The organism is Streptomyces sp. PSU-S4-23 (genome assembly GCF_055632315.1).
On sequence record NZ_JBVMUU010000002.1, the window covers coordinates 3,606,406 to 3,628,452 of the forward strand.

General features: G+C 72.1%; 18 protein-coding genes. 6 read left to right on the plus strand and 12 right to left on the minus strand.

The window, feature by feature from the left end; translation table 11 throughout:
- Positions 1-7: 7 nt before the first annotated feature.
- A complete protein-coding gene (locus tag ACZ79I_RS16525; protein WP_471498175.1) occupies positions 8-1,687 on the plus strand; it encodes a sodium:solute symporter family protein in 1,680 nt (559 codons plus the stop codon).
- 21 nt (positions 1,688-1,708) lie between these two features.
- The gene (locus ACZ79I_RS16530; protein ID WP_471498177.1) at positions 1,709-2,035 is read left to right on the plus strand and encodes a hypothetical protein; all 327 of its coding nucleotides are present in this window, start codon (positions 1,709-1,711) and stop codon (positions 2,033-2,035) included.
- A 107-nt stretch (positions 2,036-2,142) separates the two neighbouring features.
- Here the strand turns inward: ACZ79I_RS16530 and ACZ79I_RS16535 are convergent, their stop codons facing one another.
- The 4 genes from ACZ79I_RS16535 to ACZ79I_RS16550 form a co-directional block, all read right to left on the minus strand.
- The gene (locus ACZ79I_RS16535) at positions 2,143-2,844 is read right to left on the minus strand and encodes a helix-turn-helix transcriptional regulator (protein ID WP_471498178.1); all 702 of its coding nucleotides are present in this window, start codon (positions 2,842-2,844) and stop codon (positions 2,143-2,145) included.
- 250 nt (positions 2,845-3,094) lie between these two features.
- A complete protein-coding gene (locus ACZ79I_RS16540) occupies positions 3,095-4,915 on the minus strand; it encodes an outer membrane protein assembly factor BamB family protein (protein ID WP_471498179.1) in 1,821 nt (606 codons plus the stop codon).
- 61 nt (positions 4,916-4,976) lie between these two features.
- Positions 4,977-6,707, minus strand: a complete 1,731-nt coding sequence (locus tag ACZ79I_RS16545) for an outer membrane protein assembly factor BamB family protein (protein ID WP_471498181.1) — start codon at positions 6,705-6,707, stop codon at positions 4,977-4,979.
- A 255-nt stretch (positions 6,708-6,962) separates the two neighbouring features.
- The gene (locus ACZ79I_RS16550) at positions 6,963-8,768 is read right to left on the minus strand and encodes an ABC-F family ATP-binding cassette domain-containing protein (RefSeq protein WP_471498182.1); all 1,806 of its coding nucleotides are present in this window, start codon (positions 8,766-8,768) and stop codon (positions 6,963-6,965) included.
- Between the two features lie 159 nt (positions 8,769-8,927).
- Here ACZ79I_RS16550 and ACZ79I_RS16555 point away from each other — a divergent pair, with 159 nt between their 5' ends.
- Positions 8,928-9,518, plus strand: coding sequence for a Uma2 family endonuclease (locus ACZ79I_RS16555; protein WP_471498184.1), 591 nt, complete (start codon positions 8,928-8,930; stop codon positions 9,516-9,518).
- A gap of 13 nt (positions 9,519-9,531) precedes the next feature.
- Here ACZ79I_RS16555 and ACZ79I_RS16560 read toward each other — a convergent pair whose 3' ends face one another.
- The 7 genes from ACZ79I_RS16560 to rsmI form a co-directional block, all read right to left on the minus strand.
- Positions 9,532-10,860, minus strand: coding sequence for an acyltransferase family protein (locus ACZ79I_RS16560; RefSeq protein ID WP_471498185.1), 1,329 nt, complete (start codon positions 10,858-10,860; stop codon positions 9,532-9,534).
- A gap of 100 nt (positions 10,861-10,960) precedes the next feature.
- Positions 10,961-11,854, minus strand: a complete 894-nt coding sequence (locus ACZ79I_RS16565) for a 4-(cytidine 5'-diphospho)-2-C-methyl-D-erythritol kinase (protein ID WP_471498186.1) — start codon at positions 11,852-11,854, stop codon at positions 10,961-10,963.
- Entirely contained in the window at positions 11,851-12,798 is a 948-nt protein-coding gene (rsmA, locus tag ACZ79I_RS16570) for a 16S rRNA (adenine(1518)-N(6)/adenine(1519)-N(6))-dimethyltransferase RsmA (protein WP_471498188.1), read from the minus strand. Before rsmA ends, ACZ79I_RS16565 begins: the two co-directional genes overlap by 4 nt.
- A gap of 69 nt (positions 12,799-12,867) precedes the next feature.
- Positions 12,868-14,208: a ubiquitin-like domain-containing protein gene (locus tag ACZ79I_RS16575; RefSeq protein ID WP_471498189.1), complete on the minus strand. Its 1,341-nt coding sequence runs from the start codon at positions 14,206-14,208 to the stop codon at positions 12,868-12,870.
- Positions 14,209-14,347: 139 nt separating this feature from the next.
- On the minus strand, positions 14,348-15,256 hold the full coding sequence (locus ACZ79I_RS16580; RefSeq protein WP_471498190.1) for a TatD family hydrolase: 909 nt from the start codon (positions 15,254-15,256) through the stop codon (positions 14,348-14,350).
- Between the two features lie 59 nt (positions 15,257-15,315).
- Entirely contained in the window at positions 15,316-15,768 is a 453-nt protein-coding gene (locus ACZ79I_RS16585) for a hypothetical protein (RefSeq protein WP_471498192.1), read from the minus strand.
- 387 nt (positions 15,769-16,155) lie between these two features.
- Entirely contained in the window at positions 16,156-17,019 is an 864-nt protein-coding gene (rsmI, locus tag ACZ79I_RS16590; protein WP_471498193.1) for a 16S rRNA (cytidine(1402)-2'-O)-methyltransferase, read from the minus strand.
- Positions 17,020-17,081: 62 nt separating this feature from the next.
- On the opposite strand from rsmI, the gene ACZ79I_RS16595 reads away from it, so the two are divergent.
- Together ACZ79I_RS16595 and ACZ79I_RS16600 are read left to right on the plus strand one after the other, a co-directional pair.
- Entirely contained in the window at positions 17,082-18,821 is a 1,740-nt protein-coding gene (locus tag ACZ79I_RS16595) for a dolichyl-phosphate-mannose--protein mannosyltransferase (protein WP_471498194.1), read from the plus strand.
- Positions 18,822-18,898: 77 nt separating this feature from the next.
- A complete protein-coding gene (locus ACZ79I_RS16600; RefSeq protein WP_471498196.1) occupies positions 18,899-19,264 on the plus strand; it encodes a hypothetical protein in 366 nt (121 codons plus the stop codon).
- A gap of 277 nt (positions 19,265-19,541) precedes the next feature.
- Here the strand turns inward: ACZ79I_RS16600 and ACZ79I_RS16605 are convergent, their stop codons facing one another.
- Positions 19,542-20,171 (minus strand): LuxR C-terminal-related transcriptional regulator, encoded by a 630-nt coding sequence (locus ACZ79I_RS16605; RefSeq protein ID WP_471498198.1) that lies wholly within the window; start codon positions 20,169-20,171, stop codon positions 19,542-19,544.
- Positions 20,172-20,397: 226 nt separating this feature from the next.
- Here ACZ79I_RS16605 and ACZ79I_RS16610 point away from each other — a divergent pair, with 226 nt between their 5' ends.
- Positions 20,398-22,023 (plus strand): penicillin-binding transpeptidase domain-containing protein, encoded by a 1,626-nt coding sequence (locus tag ACZ79I_RS16610; protein WP_471498200.1) that lies wholly within the window; start codon positions 20,398-20,400, stop codon positions 22,021-22,023.
- Positions 22,024-22,047: the final 24 nt, after the last annotated feature.

The following is a 22,047-nucleotide window of genomic DNA, read 5'->3' on the forward strand; positions in this document are numbered from 1 at the left end:
AGTTCTCATGCAAACCCCCACATATCTGGCAGCCGGGCTACGACTCCCCACCAACGGGCTCGACTACGCGATTCTCGGGATCTACTTCGTGGTCGTCCTGGGCATCGGCTTCGCCGCCCGCCGCTCCGTGAAGACCAGCCTCGACTTCTTCCTCTCGGGACGCTCCCTGCCCGCCTGGATCACCGGTCTGGCCTTCATCTCGGCCAACCTGGCCGCCACCGAGATCCTGGGCATGGCCGCCAACAGCGCCCAGTACGGCGCCTACACGGTCCACTGGTACTGGATCGGCGCCATCCCGGCGATGGTCTTCCTCGGCCTGGTGATGATGCCCTTCTACTACGGATCCAAGGTCCGCTCGGTCCCCGAGTTCCTGCTGCTCCGCTTCGACAGGTGGGCCCACCTGCTGAGTTCGATCCTGTTCGCGTTCGCCGCGATCCTGATCGCGGGCGTCAACCTCTACGCCCTCGCGATCGTCGTCGAGGCGCTGCTCGGCTGGCCGCAGTGGGTGGCGATCGTCGTCGCCGGCTTCTTCGTCCTCGCGTACATCACCCTCGGCGGTCTCTCGTCCGCGATCTACAACGAGGTGCTGCAGTTCTTCGTGATCCTGGCGGCCCTCATCCCGATCACCGCCCTCGGCCTGAAGAAGGTCGGCGGCTGGGGCGGCCTGACCGACTCCCTGGCCAGGACGCACGGCCACAACTTCGTCACCGCGTGGGGCGGCACCGGCATCGGCAGCGCCAACCCGCTGGGCGCCAACTGGCTGACGATCGTCCTCGGCCTCGGGTTCGTGCTGTCCTTCGGCTACTGGACCACCAACTTCGCCGAGGTACAGCGCGCCCTGTCCGCGAAGAACCTCTCCGCCGCCCGGCGCACCCCGCTGATCGCCGCGTTCCCGAAGATCTTCATCGTCTTCCTGGTGATGATCCCCGGCCTGGTCGCCGCCGTCCTCGTACCGAGGATCGGGACCTCGGGCTCGGACCTGCAGTACAACGACGCGATCCCCTACCTGATGCAGGAGCTGCTGCCCAACGGCGTGCTCGGCATCGCGGTGACCGGTCTGCTGGCGGCGTTCATGGCGGGCATGGCGGCCAACGTGTCGTCCTTCAACACCGTGTTCACCAACGACATCTGGGCGAAGTACGTGGTCAGGGGCCGCGCGGACGGCTACTACGTGAACTTCGGCCGCCTCATCACGGCCGTCGGCGTGCTCGCCTCGATCGGCACGGCCTTCCTGGCCTCGTCGTTCTCCAACATCATGAGCTACCTGCAGACGCTGTTCTCCTTCTTCAACGTGCCGATGTTCGTGGTCTTCGTCGTCGGCATGTTCTGGAAGCGGGCGTCGATGAAGTCCGGCTTCTGGGGCCTGCTCGCGGGCACCACCGCCGCGATGGTGAACTACTTCGTCATCTACAAGCAGGGCATCATCGGCATCCCCTCCGACCAGGGGGCCAACTTCGTCTCGGCGATCGCCGGCTTCGTGGCGGGCGCCGTCGTGATGGCCGCCGTCTCGCTGTTCACCGCGCCGAAGCCCGACGAGGACCTCCAGGGCCTGGTGTACGGCACGCGGTCCCCCGGCATGGCCGAACCCCCCGCCGTGGGCGACGACGCCTGGTACCGCAGGCCCGCCCTGCTCGGCTGGGGCGCCGTCGTCCTCGCCGCCGCCTGCTACGTCCCGTTCTCGCTCTGACCGCGGGAGGATGGAGAGACCATGTCCGAGTACTCCGAGCGTGACGTCCAGCGCGAAGTCACCGATCTGGAGGGGAAGTCCGCGACCGCGGCCCGCCTCTTCGACATCCGCCGCATCATCGGCGGCCTGTTCGTGGTCTACGGCGTCATCGTCATGATCGCGGGTTTCACCGCCTCCGACGCCGCCGTCAAGAAGGCCGAGGGCGTCAACATCAACCTGTGGACCGGCCTGGGCATGCTGCTGCTCGGCCTGTTCTTCCTGGCCTGGCTGAAGCTGCGCCCGACGGTACCGCCGCCGGCGGACGCGCCGTCCGAGGACGGCCGGGCGGACGAGCGGCCGTCCGAGTAGCGGACGCCCTGCCCGGCGTCCGCCGGCCGGACGGCACGGCCCCGCGCCCGCCGGCACCCGGGGCCGGCGCCATCACGGTGGCACCGGCCCCGCCGTCCCTCACCCCCTCACCGCGGCCCGCCCTCCCGCGGCACGGTGTGGCGCACCGGGCCCGCCCGGTCCAGCAGCCCCGTGCGGGCCGCGAGCGCCGCCGCCTCCAGACGCGACCCCACCCCCAGCTTCATCAGGACCCGCTGCACATGGGTGCGGGCCGTCGAGGGCGCTATGCCCATGCCGGCCGCGATCAGCCGGGTGTCCTCGCCGTCCGCGACCCGCACCAGGACCTCCACCTCGCGCGGTGTGAGCATCTCCAGCAGCCGCTGGCCCTCGTCGTCCGGCTGGGCCGCCGGATGGAGCAGCTCGCCGAACGCCCCCTGCAGCAGTTGCGGCGCCACGGCCGCCTCACCCGCCCGCGCCTTCATGATCGCCCGCTCGACCCCCTCGATGCGCTCGTCGTGGCGCACATAGCCCGAGGCGCCCGCGGCGAACGCGGCCGCGATGCCGCGCGGACTCGGCACCGGGCCGAGGACCAGCACCGCCACCTGCGGCCGTTCCCGCTTGATGCGCACCACCGGGTCGAAGACCCCCGGCTCGGCGGGCGTCGCCGTCCCCAGCAGGCACACCTCCGGTGCCCTGGCGATCACCAGGTCCGCCGCGCCCGCGGCGGGCGCAGCAGCGGCCAGCACCCGGTGCCCCCGCAGCTTCAGCGCCGAGGCCAACGCCTCGGCCAGCAGCCGGTGGTCGTCGACCACCATCAGCCGCACTCCCATCGAGCAACCCCCCAGTCCGCCCACGGACGCCCCCTGTGGACGTCCACGGTCCCGCACGGACAGACGCCCCCCGGCGCGCCCCCTGCCTGCACTGCCCCCGGAAGCTACACGCTTGTTCGACGTTGCGCTGCCCCTACTGGTGAGAAGTGCCCCGGATTACCGAAATCCAGCCCTTTCGCGCCTGATGAGGAATACGCGAAAGGCCCCGCCCCTGAACTGGAGCGGGACCTTCGTGTGCGCGCCCCGCGCGCTACTTCGCGCCGAAGCCGAGCGCCGTGTACTGCTTCTGGTCCGCCGAGTACGGCTTGCTGACCAGATCCTTGCCGAAGAACAGCCGCCCGTCGGTGTAGAGCAGCTCGGACGACTTCGGCACCATGCTGCTGATGGCGCTGAGCACGGTCTGCGCGGCCGGGGTCTCCAGCAGCTTCGTCTGCTTCAGCGTCGTGCCGTCGACCGAGACGACCTGCGAGCCCTTGTCGTACGGGCCGTCCTTGTAGGCCAGGATGTTCCCGCCGTCCATCCGGATCGGGAAGATCTCGTACCCGTCGCCGGCGTCGATCTTGTCACCGGTGGTCTTCCCGTTGGCCAGCGAGAACGCGATGATCTCGTTGGTCTGGCTGTAGTCGCCCGATCCGTCGTGCTGCTTGGTCGGGACGTACAGCTTGTCGTTGCCGACCGCGATCGCATGGCAGTCATGGACCTTGTTGACGCCGCAGTCGTGCTCGTACTGGCCGTCCGCCAGCGTGATCTTCGTGCGCAGCTTGCCGCTGTCGTCCAGCGAGAAGACGTCCGTGACACCGGAGGCGGTGACCTCGCCCGAGTCCACGCCGAAGACGACCGGCTTGGTGGAGATGACCTTGGCGTTGTCGATGCCGCTGGGGAGCTTGTACGTCCACTTGACGGCGCCGCTCTTCTGGTCGAGCAGCTGCACCTCGTAGGTCTCGTTGCCGTAGTCGCCGCACTTGCGCACCGCGACCAGCTGCTCGCCGCCCGCGTAACCGACGTCCTCGCACGCGCCGACCTTGGGCTGCCACAGGACCTTGCCGGTGGTCACGTCGAAGGCGGCGCCGCCGTCGTAGCCACCGCCGACCGCGACCGTGCTGCCGCTGATCGAGACCTCGTCGAACGCGATCGGACTGCCGCCGTTGGAGACCGACTTGGTCCACAGCTTCTTGCCGGTGGCGACCTCGAACGCGGTGATGTCGCTGCACGGCTTGCGGTCGCTCGCGCCCGAGCGTGCGCCGGACTCGCTGACCACCGCGGTGATGCCGGAGGAGGTGATCTCCGGGGAGGCCGCGCACGTCTGCCCGTTCAGCGGCAGCGTCCACTTGGCCGCGCCGGTGTCCGGGTCGTAGCCGACGATCTTGCCGATGCCGGCCTTCGCGTAGACGGAGTCGGTGAGCCAGGAGCCGGCGACGCTGTCGATCTCCTGCTTGTCCGTGATCGCCGGCGCGGGCAGCTGGAAGAGGACCTTGCCGCTGGGGTCGGACGGGACCTTCTCCTTGGCACCGCCGGAGCCGCCGGTACCGCCGGAGCCGCCCTTGGAGCCGTTGCCGCCGCTCGTGCCGGAGGCGGAGTGCTTGTCCTCGCCCTTGCCGGACGAGCTGTTGGCATACCAGACACCGCCGCCGACGATCAGCGCGATGGCGGCCACCGCCGCGACGATGATCCACACCTGGGCGCCGGGCCCCTTGCGCCCGCCCTGCGCGGCCTGCGGCTGCATGGGGAGCGTCGGCCCCTGCGGATAGCCGTAACCGGGCTGGCCGTAAGCGGGCTGCTGCGGGTAGCCGTACGGCTGCTGCGGCGCCGCGGGAGGCGGGGTCTGCGGCTGCGGGTAGCCGTACCCCGGGCCCTGCGCGGGTGGCGGCGGCGTCTGGGGAGGCGTCGCCGGGGGCGGGGGCGGCGTCTGGGGCGCGCCGAACCCACCCGGGGGCGGGCTCTGCGGGGCGCCGAAGCCGCCGGGGTTGGGGTATCCCCTGCTCGAACTCTGTTGAGAGCTTGGGGAAGGGTCCTGCGGGGCGCCGAAGCCGCCCGGCGGCGGCTGGTTGGGGGGCGGGGGCGGCTGGCTCATGACGTGACTACCTCGAAGGACGGAAGGACGGTGGGCGGGAACACGGGAGTCGGCGGCCGGGTCACTTGCCGTAGGCCAGCATCAGCTTCTCCTTCGACTGGGTGCTGCCCGACAGCCGGGTCGTGGAGATGTAGAAACGCCCGTCCACGTAGTCGATGGCCTTGGAGAAGAAGCTGCTCTCGATCTGCGCGGCGCCCGAGGGGTTCTGCAGCAGCTTGGTCGTGGTGTGGGCGGTGCCGCCCGTGGCGATGGAGACGATCTGGCCGCCGGCGTCGTACGACGGCTCGACATAGGCGATCAGGTTGGTGCCGTCCGTCTTCAGCGGCAGCATCGACTCGTCCGCCGGGGACTTCACCCGCCACTTCTCCTTGCCCGTGTCGAGGCTGATCGCGACGATCTCGTTCGGGCCGGTCTTCGCCTCGGTCGGCAGGTACAGGGTGGTGGCGTCGGCCACCGCGCCCGTGCAGCCCTGCAGATCGCGGTCGAGGATGGCCCAGCCGCACTCGGGCGCGAAGGACTCGTTGACGTCGACCTGGGAGCGCAGCGAGCCGTCGTTCTTCAGCGTGGAGACGTTCCACTGCTTCTTGTCCTCGTTGGTGAGGTACAGGACCACGGGGTCGACGGAGTACGTGCGTGCGACGGTCCAGCCCTTGGGTATCTTCCTGGTCCACTTGGCCTTGCCGGTCGCGGGGTCCAGTTCCTGCACCTCGTCGTGGGCGTTCGACCCGCCGGCGTCGCAGGACGCGACGGAGATGATCCGGGCGCCGCCCGCGAACGCGGTCGGGAAGCACGCCGAGCCGTACCGCTGCTTGTCCCACAGCTTCTTGCCGGTGGCGACGTCGTAGGCGGTGCCGGACTGCGAGCGGCCGACCATCAGCGTCTTTCCGGTGACGGTGAGATCGATGGTGAGCGTACTGTCGAACAGGTCGCCCTCGGCGACCTGCGCGCTCCAGCCCTTCTTGCCGGTGCCGAGGTCGATCTGCTGGAGCTGGTTGCACTTGGCGTTGTCGCTGACGCCGCTCATATAGGCGACGACGACCTTGTCGCCGGCCGTCTTCTGCGGGGTGACCGCGCAGATCTTCTGCGGGAAGGTGATCGGGTCCCAGGTGGGGTTGCCGTTGCCGATGTTGTAGGCGAAGACCTGCTTGTAGGCGGCCTTCACCGCCGCCTTGCCGGTGATCCACATGCTGGGGGCGTCGGCGCCGGAACCGGGCGCGTCGGGCGCCTCCTTGTACCACAGGACCTTCGCCTCACCGGCCTTGCGGCCCTCGTTGAGGTTCTCCGGGTCCTCGCCGCCGTTGCCGCTGCCGTCGCCCGGGTCCACCGGGGACGACGCCGTCGAGGACGGCTGGGCGCTGTGGCTCTTGCCGGCGACGGGCTTCTCGTCCCCGCCACCGCCGCCGGCGACCGCGTACACGGTGCCGCCTATGACGGCCAGCGCGGCGACCGCGGCGCCAACGGCCAGCGCGGGCTTGCCCTTGAAGGGGTTCCCGGAGCCGCCGCCGGGCGGCGGGGTGGGGGCACCGGGATACGGGGACGGCTGCTGCGGGTAGCCGTAGCCGGGCTGGGGCGTGGCGTAGGGGCCGGGCTGCTGGGCGTACGGGCCGGGCTGGCCGTAGGGACCGGGCTGCGCGTACGGGCCGGAGGGCTGCTGCGGATAGCCGTACCCCGGCTGCGGCGGCCCCGGTGGCTGGGTGGGCGGCGGAGGCGGCGCGGGCGGCGGTGTGGCCTGCCGTGGATCCTGCGGCGCTCCGAAGCCGCCCTGCGGCGGCTCGTTGGGCGGCTGAGTCATCAGCGCGTTCCCCCCTGTTGACTGATGTGTCCCCCGCCCGTGGTGCTCGAATCCGCCACGCCGGTGGTGCTCAGAGTGTTCTCAGACGGCCCTTTCTACCACTGCGAAGCCCTCGAAAACGGGGCCGGTACCACCCCTGTTCCCAAGGGAGGACCGGCCCGTGATGCCCTCGTTACGCCTGGGGGGTCTGGGGGGCATCCCCCCAGAAAACCTGCACGCGCCCTTCACTCCGCGTGCGCGCCGTCCACCGAACGCCTAGGCGTCGTCGGCGAGTTCCAGCCAGCGCAGCTCCAGCTCCTCGCGCTCGCCGACCAGTTCACGCAGCTCCGCGTCCAGCGCGGCGACCTTCTCGAAGTCCGTCGCGTTCGCGGCGATTTGCTCGTGCAGTCTGGTCTCCCGCTCGGAGATCTTGTCCAACTGCCGCTCGATCCGCTGGAGTTCCTTCTTGGCGGCGCGGGCGTCGGCGGCGGACGCCGCGGGCTTGCCGGCCGCGGGTGCGGGTGCCGCGGCCGCGGCGGCCGCCTCCTCCATGCGGTGGCGCCGCTCCAGGTACTCGTCGATACCGCGGGGCAGCATGCGCAGCGTGGCGTCACCGAGGAGGGCGTACACCGTGTCCGTGGTCCGCTCGACGAAGAACCTGTCGTGCGAGATCACGACCATGGAGCCGGGCCAGCCGTCGAGGAGGTCCTCGAGCTGGGTGAGGGTCTCGATGTCGAGGTCGTTGGTGGGCTCGTCGAGGAAGAGGACGTTGGGCTCGTCCATCAGGAGGCGCAGGAGCTGCAGGCGCCGGCGCTCACCGCCGGACAGGTCCCCCACCGGGGTCCACTGCTTCTCCTTGCCGAAGCCGAAGGTCTCGCACAGCTGGCCGGCGGTCATCTCGCGCCCCTTGCCGAGGTCGACGCGGTCGCGGACCCGCTGCACGGCCTCCAGGACCCGCCACGCGGGGTCGAGTTCCACGACCTCCTGCGAGAGGTAGGCGAGCCTGACGGTCTTGCCGACGGCGATCCGGCCGCCGGCGGGCTGCCGCTCGCCCTCGCTGCGCGCGGCGTCGGCCATGGCGCGCAGCAGCGAGGTCTTGCCGGCGCCGTTGACGCCGACCAGGCCGACGCGGTCGCCGGGGCCGAGCTGCCAGGTGACGTGCTTGAGCAGCACCTTGGGACCCGCCTGCACGGTGACGTCCTCAAGGTCGAACACCGTCTTCCCGAGCCGCGACGACGCGAACCTCATCAGCTCGCTGCGGTCCCGGGGCGGCGGCACGTCCTGGATCAGCTCGTTGGCGGCCTCGATGCGGAAGCGGGGCTTGGAGGTGCGGGCGGGCGCGCCGCGCCGCAGCCAGGCCAGCTCCTTCCTGACCAGGTTCTGCCGCTTGACCTCCTCGGTGGCGGCGATGCGCTCGCGTTCGGCGCGGGCGAAGACGTAGTCGGAGTACCCGCCGTCGTACTCGTGGACCGTGGCCCGCTGCACGTCCCACATCCGGGTGCACACCTGGTCCAGGAACCACCGGTCGTGGGTGACGCACACGAGCGCGGAGCGGCGCTCGCGCAGATGCCCGGCGAGCCAGGCGATGCCCTCGACGTCGAGGTGGTTGGTGGGCTCGTCGAGGACGATCAGGTCCTGCTCGGCGATGAGCAGCTTGGCCAGCGCGATACGGCGCCGCTCGCCACCGGACAGCGGGCCGATGACGGTGTCGAGCCCCTGCGGGAACCCGGGCATGTCGAGCCCGCCGAACAGCCCGGTGAGCACGTCCCTGATCTTGGCGTTGCCCGCCCACTCGTGGTCGGCCATGTCCCGGATGACCTCGTGGCGGACGGTGGCGGACGAGTCGAGGGAGTCGTGCTGGGTGAGCACGCCCAGGCGCAGCCCGCCGGAGTGGGTGACGCGGCCGGAGTCGGCCCCCTCCAGCTTGGCGAGCATCCGGATCAGGGTGGTCTTGCCGTCGCCGTTGCGTCCGACGACCCCGATCCGGTCCCCTTCGGACACGCCGAGCGAGACGCCGTCGAGCAGGGTACGGGTGCCGTACACCTTGCTGACGTTCTCGACATTGACCAGGTTGACGGCCATTTCACTCCTGCGCACGGGGATCGGATCAGCCTTCAAGCGTAGGGCCTCCGGGAGGGGATGCGGGCGGCGAGGTGATCGTCACTCTTTGTGGTGACGTGATGGCTGATCGGCGGCTACGGTGGGAATCAGGCCGCAAGGATCCCGTCCATGGGAGGAACCATGATCGCCGAGTCCACCGAGCAGTCTCGCTGGCCGATGCCGCCGATGGACGGTTACACCGTGGACGACCTGTTCGCGCTTCCGGATCTCCCGCCGCACACCGAGCTGATCGACGGGAGTCTGGTCTTCGTGAGCCCGCAACGCCGCTTTCACGGCAACATGGTCGACCTGCTGGTCAGCGGCCTACGTGACGGCCTGCCCGCCGAATTCAGGGTCAGCCGGGAGATGACCGTCGTTCTGGACAGGCGCAACGGACCCGAGCCCGACGTCAGCGTGGTGCGGGCGGACGCAATCACCGATGACGACCAGACGAGCTACCAGGCGAAGGATGTCGTCCTGGCCGTCGAGGTCGTGTCCCCGGACTCCGAATCCCGTGACCGAACGACCAAGCCGCAGAAGTACGCCGCAGCCGGGATCCCGCACTACTGGCTGGTGGAAAGGGCGGGCCAGGACAATCACCCGGTCGTGCAGGTCTACGAACGCGGCGAAACGACCGGCACGTACGCGCTGACCGGCATCTATCACGAGCACGTCAAGGTCAGCGTGCCGTACGACATCGACATCGACCTGACCGCCATCGAAAAGCTCTGAGCTGTTGATCGCGTCACCCGGCCGCGCCCCGCCCCCGTCCCGCCCGCTCCACCAGCAGCCAGCCCGCGAGCGTCATCAGCACGGCCGCGGGCGCGGTGACGCGGACGGCTATCAGCAGTGCCGTACGGCCCTCCAGGAGTCCCCCGAAGCCGACCATCGACAGGCCGAGCACCCCGAAGAGGCACAGGGTGACGCCGAGCGCGGAAGCGGGTCCCGCCCAGGCGCGCGGCGCACTCGACTCCCGTGCTCCCGAGGGTTTTTCGGCGCGCCGGAAGACGGCCACCAGGACCCCGGTGAGCGTCGCGGCGGCCGTGATCCGCAATGGTACCTGTATCCACCACGCACCCGAACCGGGCTCCGGCAGCCGGGCGCCCGCGGCGAGCAGCGCGCCGTAGACGCCGAGCATCGCCGTGAGGTGCCACAGGAACGCCGTCATGGAGACGCCGTTGGCGGCCACGACCGTGCGCCACACGCGTGGCCGCCGCAGCCACCGCGCGGCGGGGGCGCGCAGCAGTTCCACCGCCCCGACGAGCCACAGCCCGTGGCACAGCAGCGCGAGCGTGGGCGGCGCCATGTTGGAGACCTTCTCCCCGGGCATCCCGACCATCGACAGCGGGTACGGCCCGCAGGCCACCAGCAGCGCGGCACCCGCGAGCCCGGCCCCGGCCAGGAGGTACGGCCGGCTCAGCCTTCCGTCCGCCCGCAGGAACCCCAGCTGGTGGACGGCGAGCCAGACGAAGGCGAAGTTCAGGAACTCCACGTAGGGCACGCCCAGGCCGAAGCGGAGCAGGTCGACGGCCGCGGCGGCGGCGAGCAGCATTCCGAGCGCGCCCCACCCCCATCGCTCGTGCAGCCTCAGCAGCGGCGGCGTGCAGGCGACCATCGCGAGATAGATCCCCACGAACCACAGCGGCTGCGCGACCAGCCGCAGGCTGATGTCGAGCAACCCGCCGCCGTGCCCGCTCAGTTGGAGGACGAGCGCCACTACGCCCCACACGGCGACGAAGACGACGGTCGGCCGCAGCAGCCGCTGCAGCCGGGCGCGCAGGAAGACCGCGTAGGGCCGCGCGGTCCGGCGGCCGAGCGAGCGCACCGAGAGGGCGTGGGAGAAGCCGCCGACGAAGAAGAACACCGGCATGACCTGGAACACCCAGGTCAGCAGCTGGAGCCGGGGCTGCAGGGCGAGCAGGTTCCCCACCCGGGCATGCCCGTCGGCGCCCACGGACACGGCCGCCATCAGCCAGTGCCCGAGCACGACGGTACCGAGCGAGGCGACCCGCAGCAGATCGACGAAACGGTCGCGGGACGCGGGTGTGGCGGCGGCGAGGTCGCTGGGTCTCATGGGGGTACGGTCGCGCGGACACACGGGGAGGCGTCAGCGCACTCGTACTCACATCGCTCCTGAGTACGTTTCCCTCGGACCCGGTGCGGGGCCGGCGGGCTCAGAGGACGGTGGCCCCCGGTGCCGGGGACGGTGCCACGCGCGCGGTCCGGCAGGTGCCCGACGCCGCCAGGGAGCCGGCGATCCGCTCGGCGGCGGCCGCGTCCGGTGCGAGGAACGCCGTCGTGGGCCCCGACCCGGACACCAGCGCCGCGAGCGCGCCCGCCGAGCGCCCCGCGGCCAGCGTGTCCGCCAGCTCCGGGAACAGCGACAGCGCCGCCGGCTGCAGGTCGTTGGAGACCGCCGCCGCGAGCGCCGCGGCGTCCCCCTTGGCCAGCGCGTCCAGCAGGTCCTGCGAGGCCACCGGCCCGGGGACCGGCACGCCCTCGGCCAGCCGGTCGAACTCCCGGAACACCGCCGGGGTCGACAGCCCCCGCCCGGCCATCGCGAACACCCAGTGGAAGGTCCCGCCGACCTCCAGCGACTCAAGGCGCTCGCCCCGCCCGGTGCCCAGCGCCGCCCCGCCCACCAGGCTGAACGGCACATCACTGCCCAACTCGGCGCAGATGTCGAGGAGTTCCTCGCGGGAGGCTCGCGTGTCCCACAACCTGTCGCACGCCACCAGCGCGCCCGCGCCGTCCGCGCTGCCGCCGGCCATGCCGCCGGCGACGGGGATGTCCTTGGCGATGTGGATGTGCACGGCCGCGTCGAGCCCGCGGCGTCCGGCGAGCGTCAGCGCCGCCCGCGCCGCCAGGTTCGTCCGGTCGAGCGGCACCTGCGCGGCGTCCGGCCCCGAGCAGGTGACGCGCAGTTCGTCGGCCGGGGTCACGGTGATCTCGTCGTAGAGGCCGACGGCGAGGAAGACGTTCGCCAGGTCGTGGTAGCCGTCGGGGCGGGCGCCGCCCACCGCGAGCTGCACATTGACCTTGGCCGGGACGCGTACGGTCACGCTCACTGCCGGTCCGACTCCTTGTCCTTCGCGATGCGGTCGTCCGCCGTGCGGGGTTCTGCCGTGCGGTGCTCTGCCGTGCGGTGCTCTGCCATCCGGTTCTCCGCGATGCGGGCGAACTCCTCGACCGTCAGGGACTCACCGCGCGCCTGCGGTGAGAGACCGGCGGCGACGATCGCGGCCTCGGCCGCGGCGGCCGAGCCGGCCCACCCCGCGAGCGCGGCCCGCAGCGTCTTGCGCCGCTGCGCGAAGGCCGCGTCCACGACGGCGAACACCTCCTCCTTCGAGGCGGTGGTCCTGACCGGCTCGGCCCGCCGGACCAGCGAGACGAGTCCGCTGTCGACGTTGGGCGCGGGCCAGAAGACGGTGCGCCCGATGGCTCCGGCGCGCTTGACGTCCGCGTACCAGTTGGCCTTGACGGACGGCACCCCGTACACCTTCGACCCGGGTGCGGCGGCGAGCCGGTCGGCGACCTCGGACTGCACCATCACCAGCGTCCGCTCGATGCTCGGGAAGGTGTCGAGCATGTGCAGCAGGACGGGCACGGCGACGTTGTACGGCAGGTTCGCGACGAGCGCGGTGGGGGCGGGGCCCGGCAGCTCGCGCACATGCAGGGCGTCGGAGTGCACCAGCGCGAACCGCTCGGCGCGCTCGGGCATCCGCGCGGCGATGGTCGCGGGCAGTGCCGCCGCCAGGACGTCGTCGATCTCGACGGCGGTGACGCGCTCGGCGACCTCCAGCAGCGCCAGCGTCAGCGACCCGAGCCCGGGACCCACCTCCACCACCACGTCGTCGGGGCGCACCTCGGCGGTGCGCACGATGCGCCGCACGGTGTTGGCGTCGATGACGAAGTTCTGGCCGCGCTGCTTGGTGGGGCGTACGCCGAGGGCCGCCGCCAGTTCACGGACGTCGGCGGGCCCCAGGAGGGCGTCGGAGGTGGGGCTGCTCACGGACCAAGGGTACGGGGCGGCGCGGGACGGTCGCGCAGGCGTGGGGCCGGCCCGGGCGCCCGGCGCCGGTCACCGGTACAGCCGCGACCCGCAGTGCGGCCAGGGGCCGGCCCCCTGCCGCACGTACAGCTTCTTCGCGCGGTACGTCTGCTCCGTGGCCGGAGCGTCCTGCGGCCGTCCGGACCCGCCGAGCCTGTGCCAGGTGTGCCGGTCGAACTGGTAGAGGCCCCCGTAGGTGCCGGACGCGTCCACCGCGCGCGGCCGGCCCCCGGACTCGCAGGCCGCGAGCGCCTCCCAGTTCAGGTGCTCCGCGCCCCGCACCGAGTCGGGGTGCGGCTTGGTGCCCACCCGCACCAGCTGGGTCCGTGGCTCCCGCACCACCTCCGCCCCGATCCGCCGGGGCTTCTGCCTGACGCCGTTGACGGTGCGCAGGGAGTACGTGATGCGGCGGGTGCCCGGCTGCCCGGCCCGGGCCACCACCTCCGTGCCCCGGAACAGGGTCGGGTCGTTCCTGCGGCGCACGCGGAACGGGATGGGCTCCTCGCGGTACTCCTTGGAGCCGGTGATCCGCAGCACGGTCACCGTCTGCCCGTCGCGCGGGAAGCTCCCCGGTGCCACCGAGAGCGCGTCCTGCCCGCGCAGCGCGACCCCGGCCTCCGCGACGGCCTCCTGGACGGTCGCCGCGTTGGTGCGGATCGTGCGGGCCCGCCCGTCCGCCATGACCGTCACCGTGCGCTCGGTGCGGACGTCCAGCACGAGCCCCTCGCGGCCGATCCGCCGGGAGCGCGAGGCCGACACGTACGCGCCCTCCGCGCGCACCCCGAGCTGCCGGAGCGCGCCGGCCACCGTCTGCGCGGTCGTCCACACCTGGCGCCGCTGCCCGTCGAGGGTGAGCTGCACCGGGCGTCCGTAGCGTACGGCGACCTCGTCGCCGCTCATGAGCGGGGTGCCGGGCGCGGGCGCGACGACGTCGTGCGCGCCCACCGCCACGCCCTCCTCGGCGAGCAGCTCGCGCACGTCGTCGGCGAAGGTGTGCAGCGCGCGGGGCCTGCCGTCGACGGTCAGTTCGACCGCCTTGTCCTTGGCCACGAACGCGGTGGTGCCGCCCGCGAGGAAGGCGACGACCAGTGCCTGGGGGAGGAGACGGCGCACGGCCGGGGGACGGGCGCCGCCCTTCCCGCGCCGCGCCGCGTGCCGGGCCTGGGCGCGCCCTCCGGTGCGGGGGGCGCGGCCCTCCTGCTCCGCGCGCTCCACGAGCGGGCCCGCCGTCCGTGCGGCGCGCGCCGCGCGGGCCCGCACCTCGTACGCGGGCCGGTAGGTGTCCCGGTAGGCCCGGCCGTACGGCTCGCGGTCCTCGTACGGCGGGACGGGGCCGGACGCCCCGTGCGGCGAGTACTGCCGGTTGCTCACGACGCCACACTCCAGAGAGGGTCCGAGACGGGAGACCAGAACCTAGCGGCTGACCGTCACTCTCCAAAGCAACGCGGCTACGCGGTGTCGCGACACGGCCCCGTGCGGCGGCAGGGACCCGGCGGGGGATCGTTGCGGTTCAGTAATCGAAGACGCGTGCCGTGTTCGCCCCGACGGCCGCCGCCAGCGCGTCCTCCTCGACGCCCTTCACCGCGGCCATCGCGCGGACCGTGACCGGAACGAGGTACGGCGCGTTCGGCCGTCCGCGATAGGGAGCGGGGGTCAGGAAGGGCGCGTCGGTCTCCACGAGGACGAGGCCGAGGGGCGCCACGGCGAGCGCGTCGCGCAGCGGCTGCGCGTTCTTGAAGGTCACGTTGCCCGCGAACGACATGAAGTACCCGGCGCTCGCGCAGACCTCGGCCATCGCCGCGTCGCCCGAGAAGCAGTGGAAGACGGTCCGCTCGGGCGCGCCCTCCTCCCGCAGGATGCGCAGGACGTCGGCGTGGGCGTCACGGTCGTGGATGACCAGCGCCTTGCCGTGCCGCTTGGCGATCTCGATGTGCGCGCGGAAGGAGTACTCCTGGGCGGCCTTGCCCTCGGGGCCCGTGCGGAAGGAGTCGAGTCCGGTCTCGCCGACGCCCTTGACGTGCGGGAGGGCGGCGAGGCGGTCGATCTCGGCGAGCGCCTCGTCCAGCGCCGCGTCCCCGCCCGGCTCCCGCACGCCCTGCCGCGACCGGCCTCCCGCCCCAGCGGGCTGGGAGGTGCCCCCAGGGTCCCCGTGCACGATGCGCGGCGCCTCGTTGGGGTGCAGCGCCACCGTGGCGTGCACGGCGTCGTACGCGGCGGCCGTCTCGGCGGCCCAGCGCGAGCCCTTCACGTCGCAGCCCACCTGGACGACCGTGGTCACGCCGACCGACGCGGCCTTGGCGAGGGCCTCCGCCACCGTCCCGGACTGCATGTCGAGGTGGGTGTGCGAGTCGGCGACGGGCACGCGGAGGGGTTCGGGAAGGGGCGGCGGGACGTTCTTGCCGGACTCTGGGGAAGGCATGCCCCGATCCTACGAAAGGGGCGGGCCGCACCCCGTCCGGGACGGCCCGGCCCCGGCGCTCACCCCGCCTTGCGGTGGTGGAACGGGTGCAGCAGGTCCGAGAGGTGCCAGTGCTGGTGCCCCCCGGGCTCCGCGGGTTCCGTCCGCGGCGCGTCGGCGCCGTCCGCGACCGGCTGCGGCGCCCGGCGGTGCGGCCGGTGCAGGGAGTTCTGCGCGGAGGAGACCTGGCCGGGGCGCATGATGCGCAGTATGTGGCTGTCGCAGTTCCCGCAGGTGGGCCGGCTCAGCGGCGAGGGCACGACCTGGCCGCCCGCCACGTACATCACGAACTCGTTGCCGTCCCCGTCCAGATGGTGCTCTATCTCGTACGACTGCTCCCAGCCGTGCCCGCATCGCATGCAGGCGAAGGAGTAGGACTCGTGGACGACGGCGGTCGCCGCACCCCGGTCGGTCCGCGCGATGTCGGGACCGGGTGCCGCGCCGCGGCCGGTCCCCCCTGCGATCTCACTCATGCCGCTCTCCTCTTGTCCTCCGGACAAGCGCCCGCGCGGGGCGGGGATCCCCCTGAATCCCGCGGGTCCCGCTGCGGGCGGGGACGGGTGTGTCCCCTCTCCCTCAGTGGACGCCGTCACCAGCGCGAACGCAGCAAGCCCTGTCGAGTGTTGGAGGCGATTTGGACTTCGCTTGCCCAAGGGGTCCCGGTCACGGCGCACGGCTTTGCCTTCCACGGCAGCCCTTTGCCCACCCATGGGGCGCACGCTCATGGGAGATGCACCCTGCTCAGCGGGGGTGTGAGCCCCCCGCGAGCCACCCGGGCGCCGGGGTGCGACCCGTTCCGTTCCGCGGCCGCCGCCGGGCCGGGGCGGGTCGCGGAGCGTCCGCCGGAGACGGGGCGGCGCTCACCGGGACCCGTCGGCGTTCTTCGCGGCAACGACCGCGTCGAAGACCTCCCGCTTCGGCAGGCCCGCCTCCGCGGCCACCGCCGCGATCGCCTCCTTGCGCCGCTCCCCGGCCTCCTCCCGCGCCCGTACCCGCCGCACCAGCTCGGCCGCGTCCGGTTCCCCGGCGGCCCTCTCCCCGATCCCCTCCACGACGACGGTGATCTCGCCCCGCACACCCTCCGCGGCCCACTCCGCCAGCTCGCCCAGGGGGCCGCGCCTGACCTCCTCGTACGTCTTGGTCAGCTCGCGGCACACCGCGGCCCGGCGCGTGGCGCCGAACACCTCGGACATGGCGGCGAGGGTCGCCGCCAGCCGGTGCGGCGCCTCGAAGAAGACCATCGTGCGCCGCTCCTCGCCAACCTCGCGCAGCCGCGACAGCCGCTCGCCCGCCTTGCGGGGCAGGAACCCCTCGAAGCAGAACCGGTCGACGGGCAGCCCCGACAGCGCGACCGCGGTGAGCACCGCGGACGGCCCCGGCACGGCGGTGACCCTGATCTCCTTCTCGACGGCGGCGGCGACCAGCCGGAACCCGGGGTCGGACACGGACGGCATCCCCGCGTCCGTCACGAGCAGCACGCGGGCGCCCCCGGCCAGGGCCTCGACCAGCTCGGGGGTGCGGGCCGACTCGTTGCCCTCGAAGTACGACACGACGCGCCCGGCCGGCTGCACGCCCAGCGCCTGGGTGAGGCGCCGTAGCCGGCGGGTGTCCTCGGCGGCGATCACATCGGCGGTGGCCAGCTCCTGCGCGAGCCGCGGCGGCGCGTCCTCGATGTCCCCGATGGGGGTGCCGGCGAGGACCAGGGTTCCGGGCGTTACTGTCACGTTTCCATCCTCCCAGGCGCCATGCACGGGACTCACACAGACGTGTTCCCTACGATGGCGCGGTGACCAGTACCGCGTCCTCCACGGACACCCGGCAGGGCCAGGCCACCGAAGACCAGCCGCCGTCCTGGCACCAGAGGCTGCTCCGTTTCGGATACACGGGGCGCCCGAGAGGCGACGTCCGCGACCGGCTGGTGCCGCCGTTCAGCGAGCCCGGCCCACGCCTGTGGGCGGCGATCGGCCTGAGCAAGGAGGTCACCGACCGCATCACGCGCTGGTCGGCCTGGGGCGGCCCGCTGCTCGTGACCCTCGTGGCCGGGCTGCTGCGGTTCTGGAACCTGGGCAGCCCGCGGTCGGTGATATTCGACGAGACGTACTACGCCAAGGACGCCTGGACGCTCGTCCACAACGGATACGAGGCGAACTGGGCGAAGAACGCCAACGAGCTGGTCCTCCAGCACCACGGCCATGTCGCGATCCCCACGGACGCCGCGTACGTGGTGCATCCGCCGGTCGGCAAGTACGTCATCGGGCTCGGCGAACTGGTCTTCGGGTTCAACCCGTTCGGCTGGCGCTTCATGACGGCCCTGCTCGGCACGCTGGCGGTGCTGCTGCTGTGCCGCATCGGCCGCCGCCTGTTCCGCTCGACCTTCCTGGGCTGCCTGGCGGGCGCGCTGCTTGCGGTGGACGGCCTGCAGTTCGTGATGAGCCGCACCTCGCTGCTCGACGGCGTCCTGGAGTTCTTCGTGCTGGCGGCCTTCGGCGCTCTGCTCGTCGACCGGGACAGAGCACGCGCACGGCTGGCGGCGGCGCTGCCGGCGGACGCGGACGGCCGGGTGCGCCCCGACGCGTACACGGCGGAGACGACCCGCTTCGGCCTCCGCCCCTGGCGCTGGCTGGCGGGCCTGCTGCTCGGCCTGGCGATCGGCACCAAGTGGAACGGCCTCTACGTCCTGGCGGCCTTCTGTGTGATGGCGGTCCTGTGGGACGTGGGGGCGCGCCGGGTCGCGGGTGCCCGCCGCCCGTACCTGACGGTCCTCAAGCGCGACACGGGCCTGGCGTTCCTGGCGACGGTCCCGGTCGCGCTGGCCGTCTACCTCGCCTCCTGGACCGGCTGGATCCTGTCGCCCGCCGACGGCTCCGGCGGCTACTTCCGCAACTGGGCGGCCACCGACGGCAAGGGCGGCCACTTCACCTTCCTGCCCGACTGGCTGCGCAGCCTGTGGCACTACGAGCACGAGGTCTACCTGTTCCACGTCCACCTGTCGTCACCGCACACGTACCAGTCGAATCCGTGGAGCTGGATCGTGGCGGGCCGCCCGGTCTCGTACTTCTACGAGTCCCCGTCCCCGGGCGAGGCCGGCTGTCCCGCGGACGCGGGCGAGAAGTGCGCACGCGAGGTCCTCGCGATCGGCACACCGCTGCTGTGGTGGGCGGCCTGCTTCGCGATCCTGTACGTCCTGTGGCGGTGGGCGCTGCGCCGCGACTGGCGGGCCGGGGCGATCGCCTGCGGCATCGCGGCCGGCTATCTGCCCTGGTTCCTGTACCAGGAGCGCACGATCTTCTACTTCTACGCGGTCGTCTTCGTCCCGTTCCTGTGCCTGGCGGTCGCCATGATGATCGGCGGCATCCTGGGCCCGCCCGGATCGACCGAACGCCGCCGGGTCGTGGGAGCGGCGGGCGCGGGCGTCCTGGTCCTGCTGATCGCCTGGAACTTCATCTACTTCTGGCCGCTGTACACGGGCACGACGATCCCGATCGAGCAGTGGCGGTCGCGGATGTGGCTGGACACCTGGATCTAGCCGTCCGGCGCGGCCCCCCGCCCGGGCGCGGCGTCCGGCCGCGGGCCCGGGCGGAGGTCTCCCGCTCCCCGTCTCAGGTGCCGCCGTCGGTCGGCATGGTCGGCTGCTCCATCGGCATGGTCGGCTGCTCGGTGGGCATGGTCGGCTGCTCCGTCGGCATGGTCGGCTGCTCGGTGGGCATGGTCGGCTGTTCCGTAGGCATGGTCGTCGGCGCCGTCGTGGTCGGCGCCGTCGTCGGCGGCGCTGTCGTCGGCGGCGCTGTGGTCGGCGGCGCTGTCGTCGGCGCCGTCGTGGTCGGCGGCGGGGTCGTCGGCGCGGTGGTCGGCGGCAGCGTCACCACGAGGACCGCAGGAGGAGGATTCGAAGGCGTCGGAACGCGGACCAGCAGCGGCACGTACACGATCTGCCCGCCCCTGTGCACACGCTTGTGCCTGACCTCGTAGCAGATGATGACGTTCGGATTGGCGTGGGTCCGATAGCACCGCAGGACGCCGGGCGCGAGGCGGGAATCCTGCGATGACGCACCGGCGTCCGCCGCGGATATCCCCCATGCGCCGGCCGCCAGGCACGAGGTGGCCGTCACCGCTACGCCGATGTTCCGGAAGAGCCTCTTGTTCATCTTCTTCATCCCACCTCTCGAACGGAGTGGAGTGCGACTCAAGCGTCACGCCACCGCCCGTCAAGATCGAGAGGCAGAACAACCGACCGGTGTGGGAAGAATTACCCGTCGTCCGCGACCTCGCCGCCCACGCCGTGCTGGAGCGCCAGGCGCGTGAGGTCGGCCCTGCGGCGGAATCCGGTCTTGCTGCCCAGCCGGTCCAGATGTGAATGCACCGTGTGCTCGCTGATATTCAGTTTCGAGGCGATTTCCCGGTCGGTGGCTCCACTTGCGACAAGCTCCAGGATCTGCCTTTCCCTGCCGGTGATGCGGGGAGGATTCTTGTGCCGGCCCCGGTGGCCGATGAAACCGGTGGCGAAATAACTCCGGCCGGAGGCGACCGAACGCACCGCCGCCAGCAGTTCGGCTTCGCCCGTCTGCTGGCTCAGGTAGCCCCGGGCACCGGCCTCGATGGACGGGACGAGATCGTTCTGCGTGGTGGAGCCGGACACCACGACGACCCGGTGCCCCTCCTCGTGCAACCGGGCGATGATGTCGCACGTCTCGCTGACCGGGGCCTGCACATTGAGCAGGACGACGTCCGCGTCCCCCACCTCGTGGCGCCGTGCGCCGACCCGCCCGACGGGCGCCGTTCTCTCCAGGTCCGGAGCGCTGTCGATCACGTGAGCGAGGCCGTGCCGGAGAAGCGGGCAGTCGGAGACGATGGCTACGTGCGTCGGATGCGGGCTCATCGAGGTCCTGTGGGTAGGGGCAGCGGCCACCTGACGGGCACCGTGACGGGCAACCGGCCCGACCGCTTCACCCCAAGGATCGCCACCTCGGCACCGGTCGGCATGCCGGACTGGTCCGTCCGGGCGCCATCGGGGGTCGCTCTTCGGACAACATCCGGCCACACGGCTCACAGCCGCCTCTCGGGCCGCTTACAGTGCGACCTCTACGGGGAGGGGGCGACGCGTCATGCGCAAGGGGGTCAAGGCGGCCATCGTCGGCGGGGTGCTCGCGGTGATGGTGGGAGGGGCCGGGTACGGGGCCTACAACCTCCTGTCCGCGCTGGACGGCAGCGCGGGCGGAGTCGGCGCGCCCGCGCCGGTGAGGACCGGGCCGCCGTCCGCGAGCGAGGTCAAGGAAGCGAGTGCCGAGTTCCTCGCCGCCTGGGCGAAGGGCGACGCGGCCACCGCGGCCTCGTACACGAACAACGCCGCGGCCGCGGAGCAGCTGCTGACCGCGTACGGCAGCGGCGCGCACATCACCGGGGCGCACATCACGCCGGGCGCGCGGAAGGGGCGCTCGGTGCCGTTCTCCGTGAAGGCGACGGTGTCCTACGGGGGAAAGTCCGAGCCGCTCGCCTACGACAGCACGCTGACCGTCGTGCGCGGGCTGACCACCGGGCGGGCGCTGGTCGACTGGCAGCCGTCCGTCGTCCACCCCGCCCTGCGCACAGGCGACACGCTCGTCACCGGTGAGGCCGCGGCCCCTCCGATCGAGGCGGTCGACCGGCACGGGGCGGTGCTGACGAAGGAGAAGTACCCGTCCCTGGGGCCGGTCCTGGACGCGCTGCGCGCCAAGTACGGCGACGCGGCCGGCGGCACGCCCGGCATCGAGCTGTCCGTCCGGCACGCCGACGCCGAGACGCCCGGGAAGACGCTGCTGACGCTCGCCGAGGGCACGCCCGGCAAGCTCCGCACCACGCTGAGCGCCTCCGCGCAGGCCGCGGCGGAGCGGGTGGTGGAGCGGTACGCGGAGTCGTCGGTCGTGGCGGTGAAGCCGAGCACGGGCGAGGTGCTCGCCGTCGCCAACCACCGCAGGGACGGGTTCAACGCGGCCTTCGAGGGGCGCCTCGCGCCCGGCTCCACGATGAAGATCATCAGCGCGGCGACGCTGATCGACAACGGCATCACCACCATGAACGGGCCGGCACCCTGCCCGCCGACGGCGGTGTGGCAGAGCCAGACGTTCCACAACCTCGAAGGACTGGCACCCGACGAGAAGGCGACGCTGGCGGGCAGCTTCATGCGGTCGTGCAACACGGCGTTCGTGAAGTACGCGGACGAGGTGAAGGCCGACTCGCTCACCCGGGAGGCCGAGGACCGCTTCGGGCTGGGGCGGGACGACTGGAAGACCGGCATCGTCTCCTTCGACGGCTCGGTGCCCGCCTCCGGCGGCCCGGACACCGCGGCCAACCTGATCGGCCAGGGCCAGGTCCAGATGAGCCCCCTGAACATGGCGTCGGTCACGGCCACCGCGATCACGGGCGCGTTCCGGCAGCCGTACCTCGTCCCGCCGGAGCTCGACCACCGCGAACTGGCCACCGCCAAGGGCCTGTCCCGGGGCACCGTCGCCCAGTTGAAGGCGATGATGCGGCTGACGGCGACCCGGGGGACGGCCGCGCACGTGATGGCCGGGCTCGGCGGCGACATCGGTGCGAAGACGGGGTCCGCGGAGGTCGACGGGCAGAGCAGGTCCAACAGCTGGTTCACGGGATACCGAAACGACATCGCGGCGGCGGCCATGAGCCAGGAGGGCGGGCACGGCGGCGACGCGGCCGGTCCGATCGTCGCAGCTGTGCTACGAACCGGCGGCTGACGTCACCCTTGTCACCGCGGGACT

Bases quoted from the DNA above. Each gene is read 5' to 3' on its own strand.
- ACZ79I_RS16525 (WP_471498175.1), top strand. From the start codon at position 8: ATGCAAACCCCCACATATCTGGCAGCCGGGCTACGACTCCCCACCAAC.
- ACZ79I_RS16530 (WP_471498177.1), top strand. From the start codon at position 1,709: ATGTCCGAGTACTCCGAGCGTGACGTCCAGCGCGAAGTCACCGATCTG.
- ACZ79I_RS16535 (WP_471498178.1), bottom strand. From the start codon at position 2,844: ATGGGAGTGCGGCTGATGGTGGTCGACGACCACCGGCTGCTGGCCGAG.
- ACZ79I_RS16540 (WP_471498179.1), bottom strand. From the start codon at position 4,915: ATGAGCCAGCCGCCCCCGCCCCCCAACCAGCCGCCGCCGGGCGGCTTC.
- ACZ79I_RS16545 (WP_471498181.1), bottom strand. From the start codon at position 6,707: ATGACTCAGCCGCCCAACGAGCCGCCGCAGGGCGGCTTCGGAGCGCCG.
- ACZ79I_RS16550 (WP_471498182.1), bottom strand. From the start codon at position 8,768: ATGGCCGTCAACCTGGTCAATGTCGAGAACGTCAGCAAGGTGTACGGC.
- ACZ79I_RS16555 (WP_471498184.1), top strand. From the start codon at position 8,928: ATGATCGCCGAGTCCACCGAGCAGTCTCGCTGGCCGATGCCGCCGATG.
- ACZ79I_RS16560 (WP_471498185.1), bottom strand. From the start codon at position 10,860: ATGAGACCCAGCGACCTCGCCGCCGCCACACCCGCGTCCCGCGACCGT.
- ACZ79I_RS16580 (WP_471498190.1), bottom strand. From the start codon at position 15,256: ATGCCTTCCCCAGAGTCCGGCAAGAACGTCCCGCCGCCCCTTCCCGAA.
- ACZ79I_RS16585 (WP_471498192.1), bottom strand. From the start codon at position 15,768: ATGAGTGAGATCGCAGGGGGGACCGGCCGCGGCGCGGCACCCGGTCCC.
- ACZ79I_RS16605 (WP_471498198.1), bottom strand. From the start codon at position 20,171: ATGAGCCCGCATCCGACGCACGTAGCCATCGTCTCCGACTGCCCGCTT.
- ACZ79I_RS16610 (WP_471498200.1), top strand. From the start codon at position 20,398: ATGCGCAAGGGGGTCAAGGCGGCCATCGTCGGCGGGGTGCTCGCGGTG.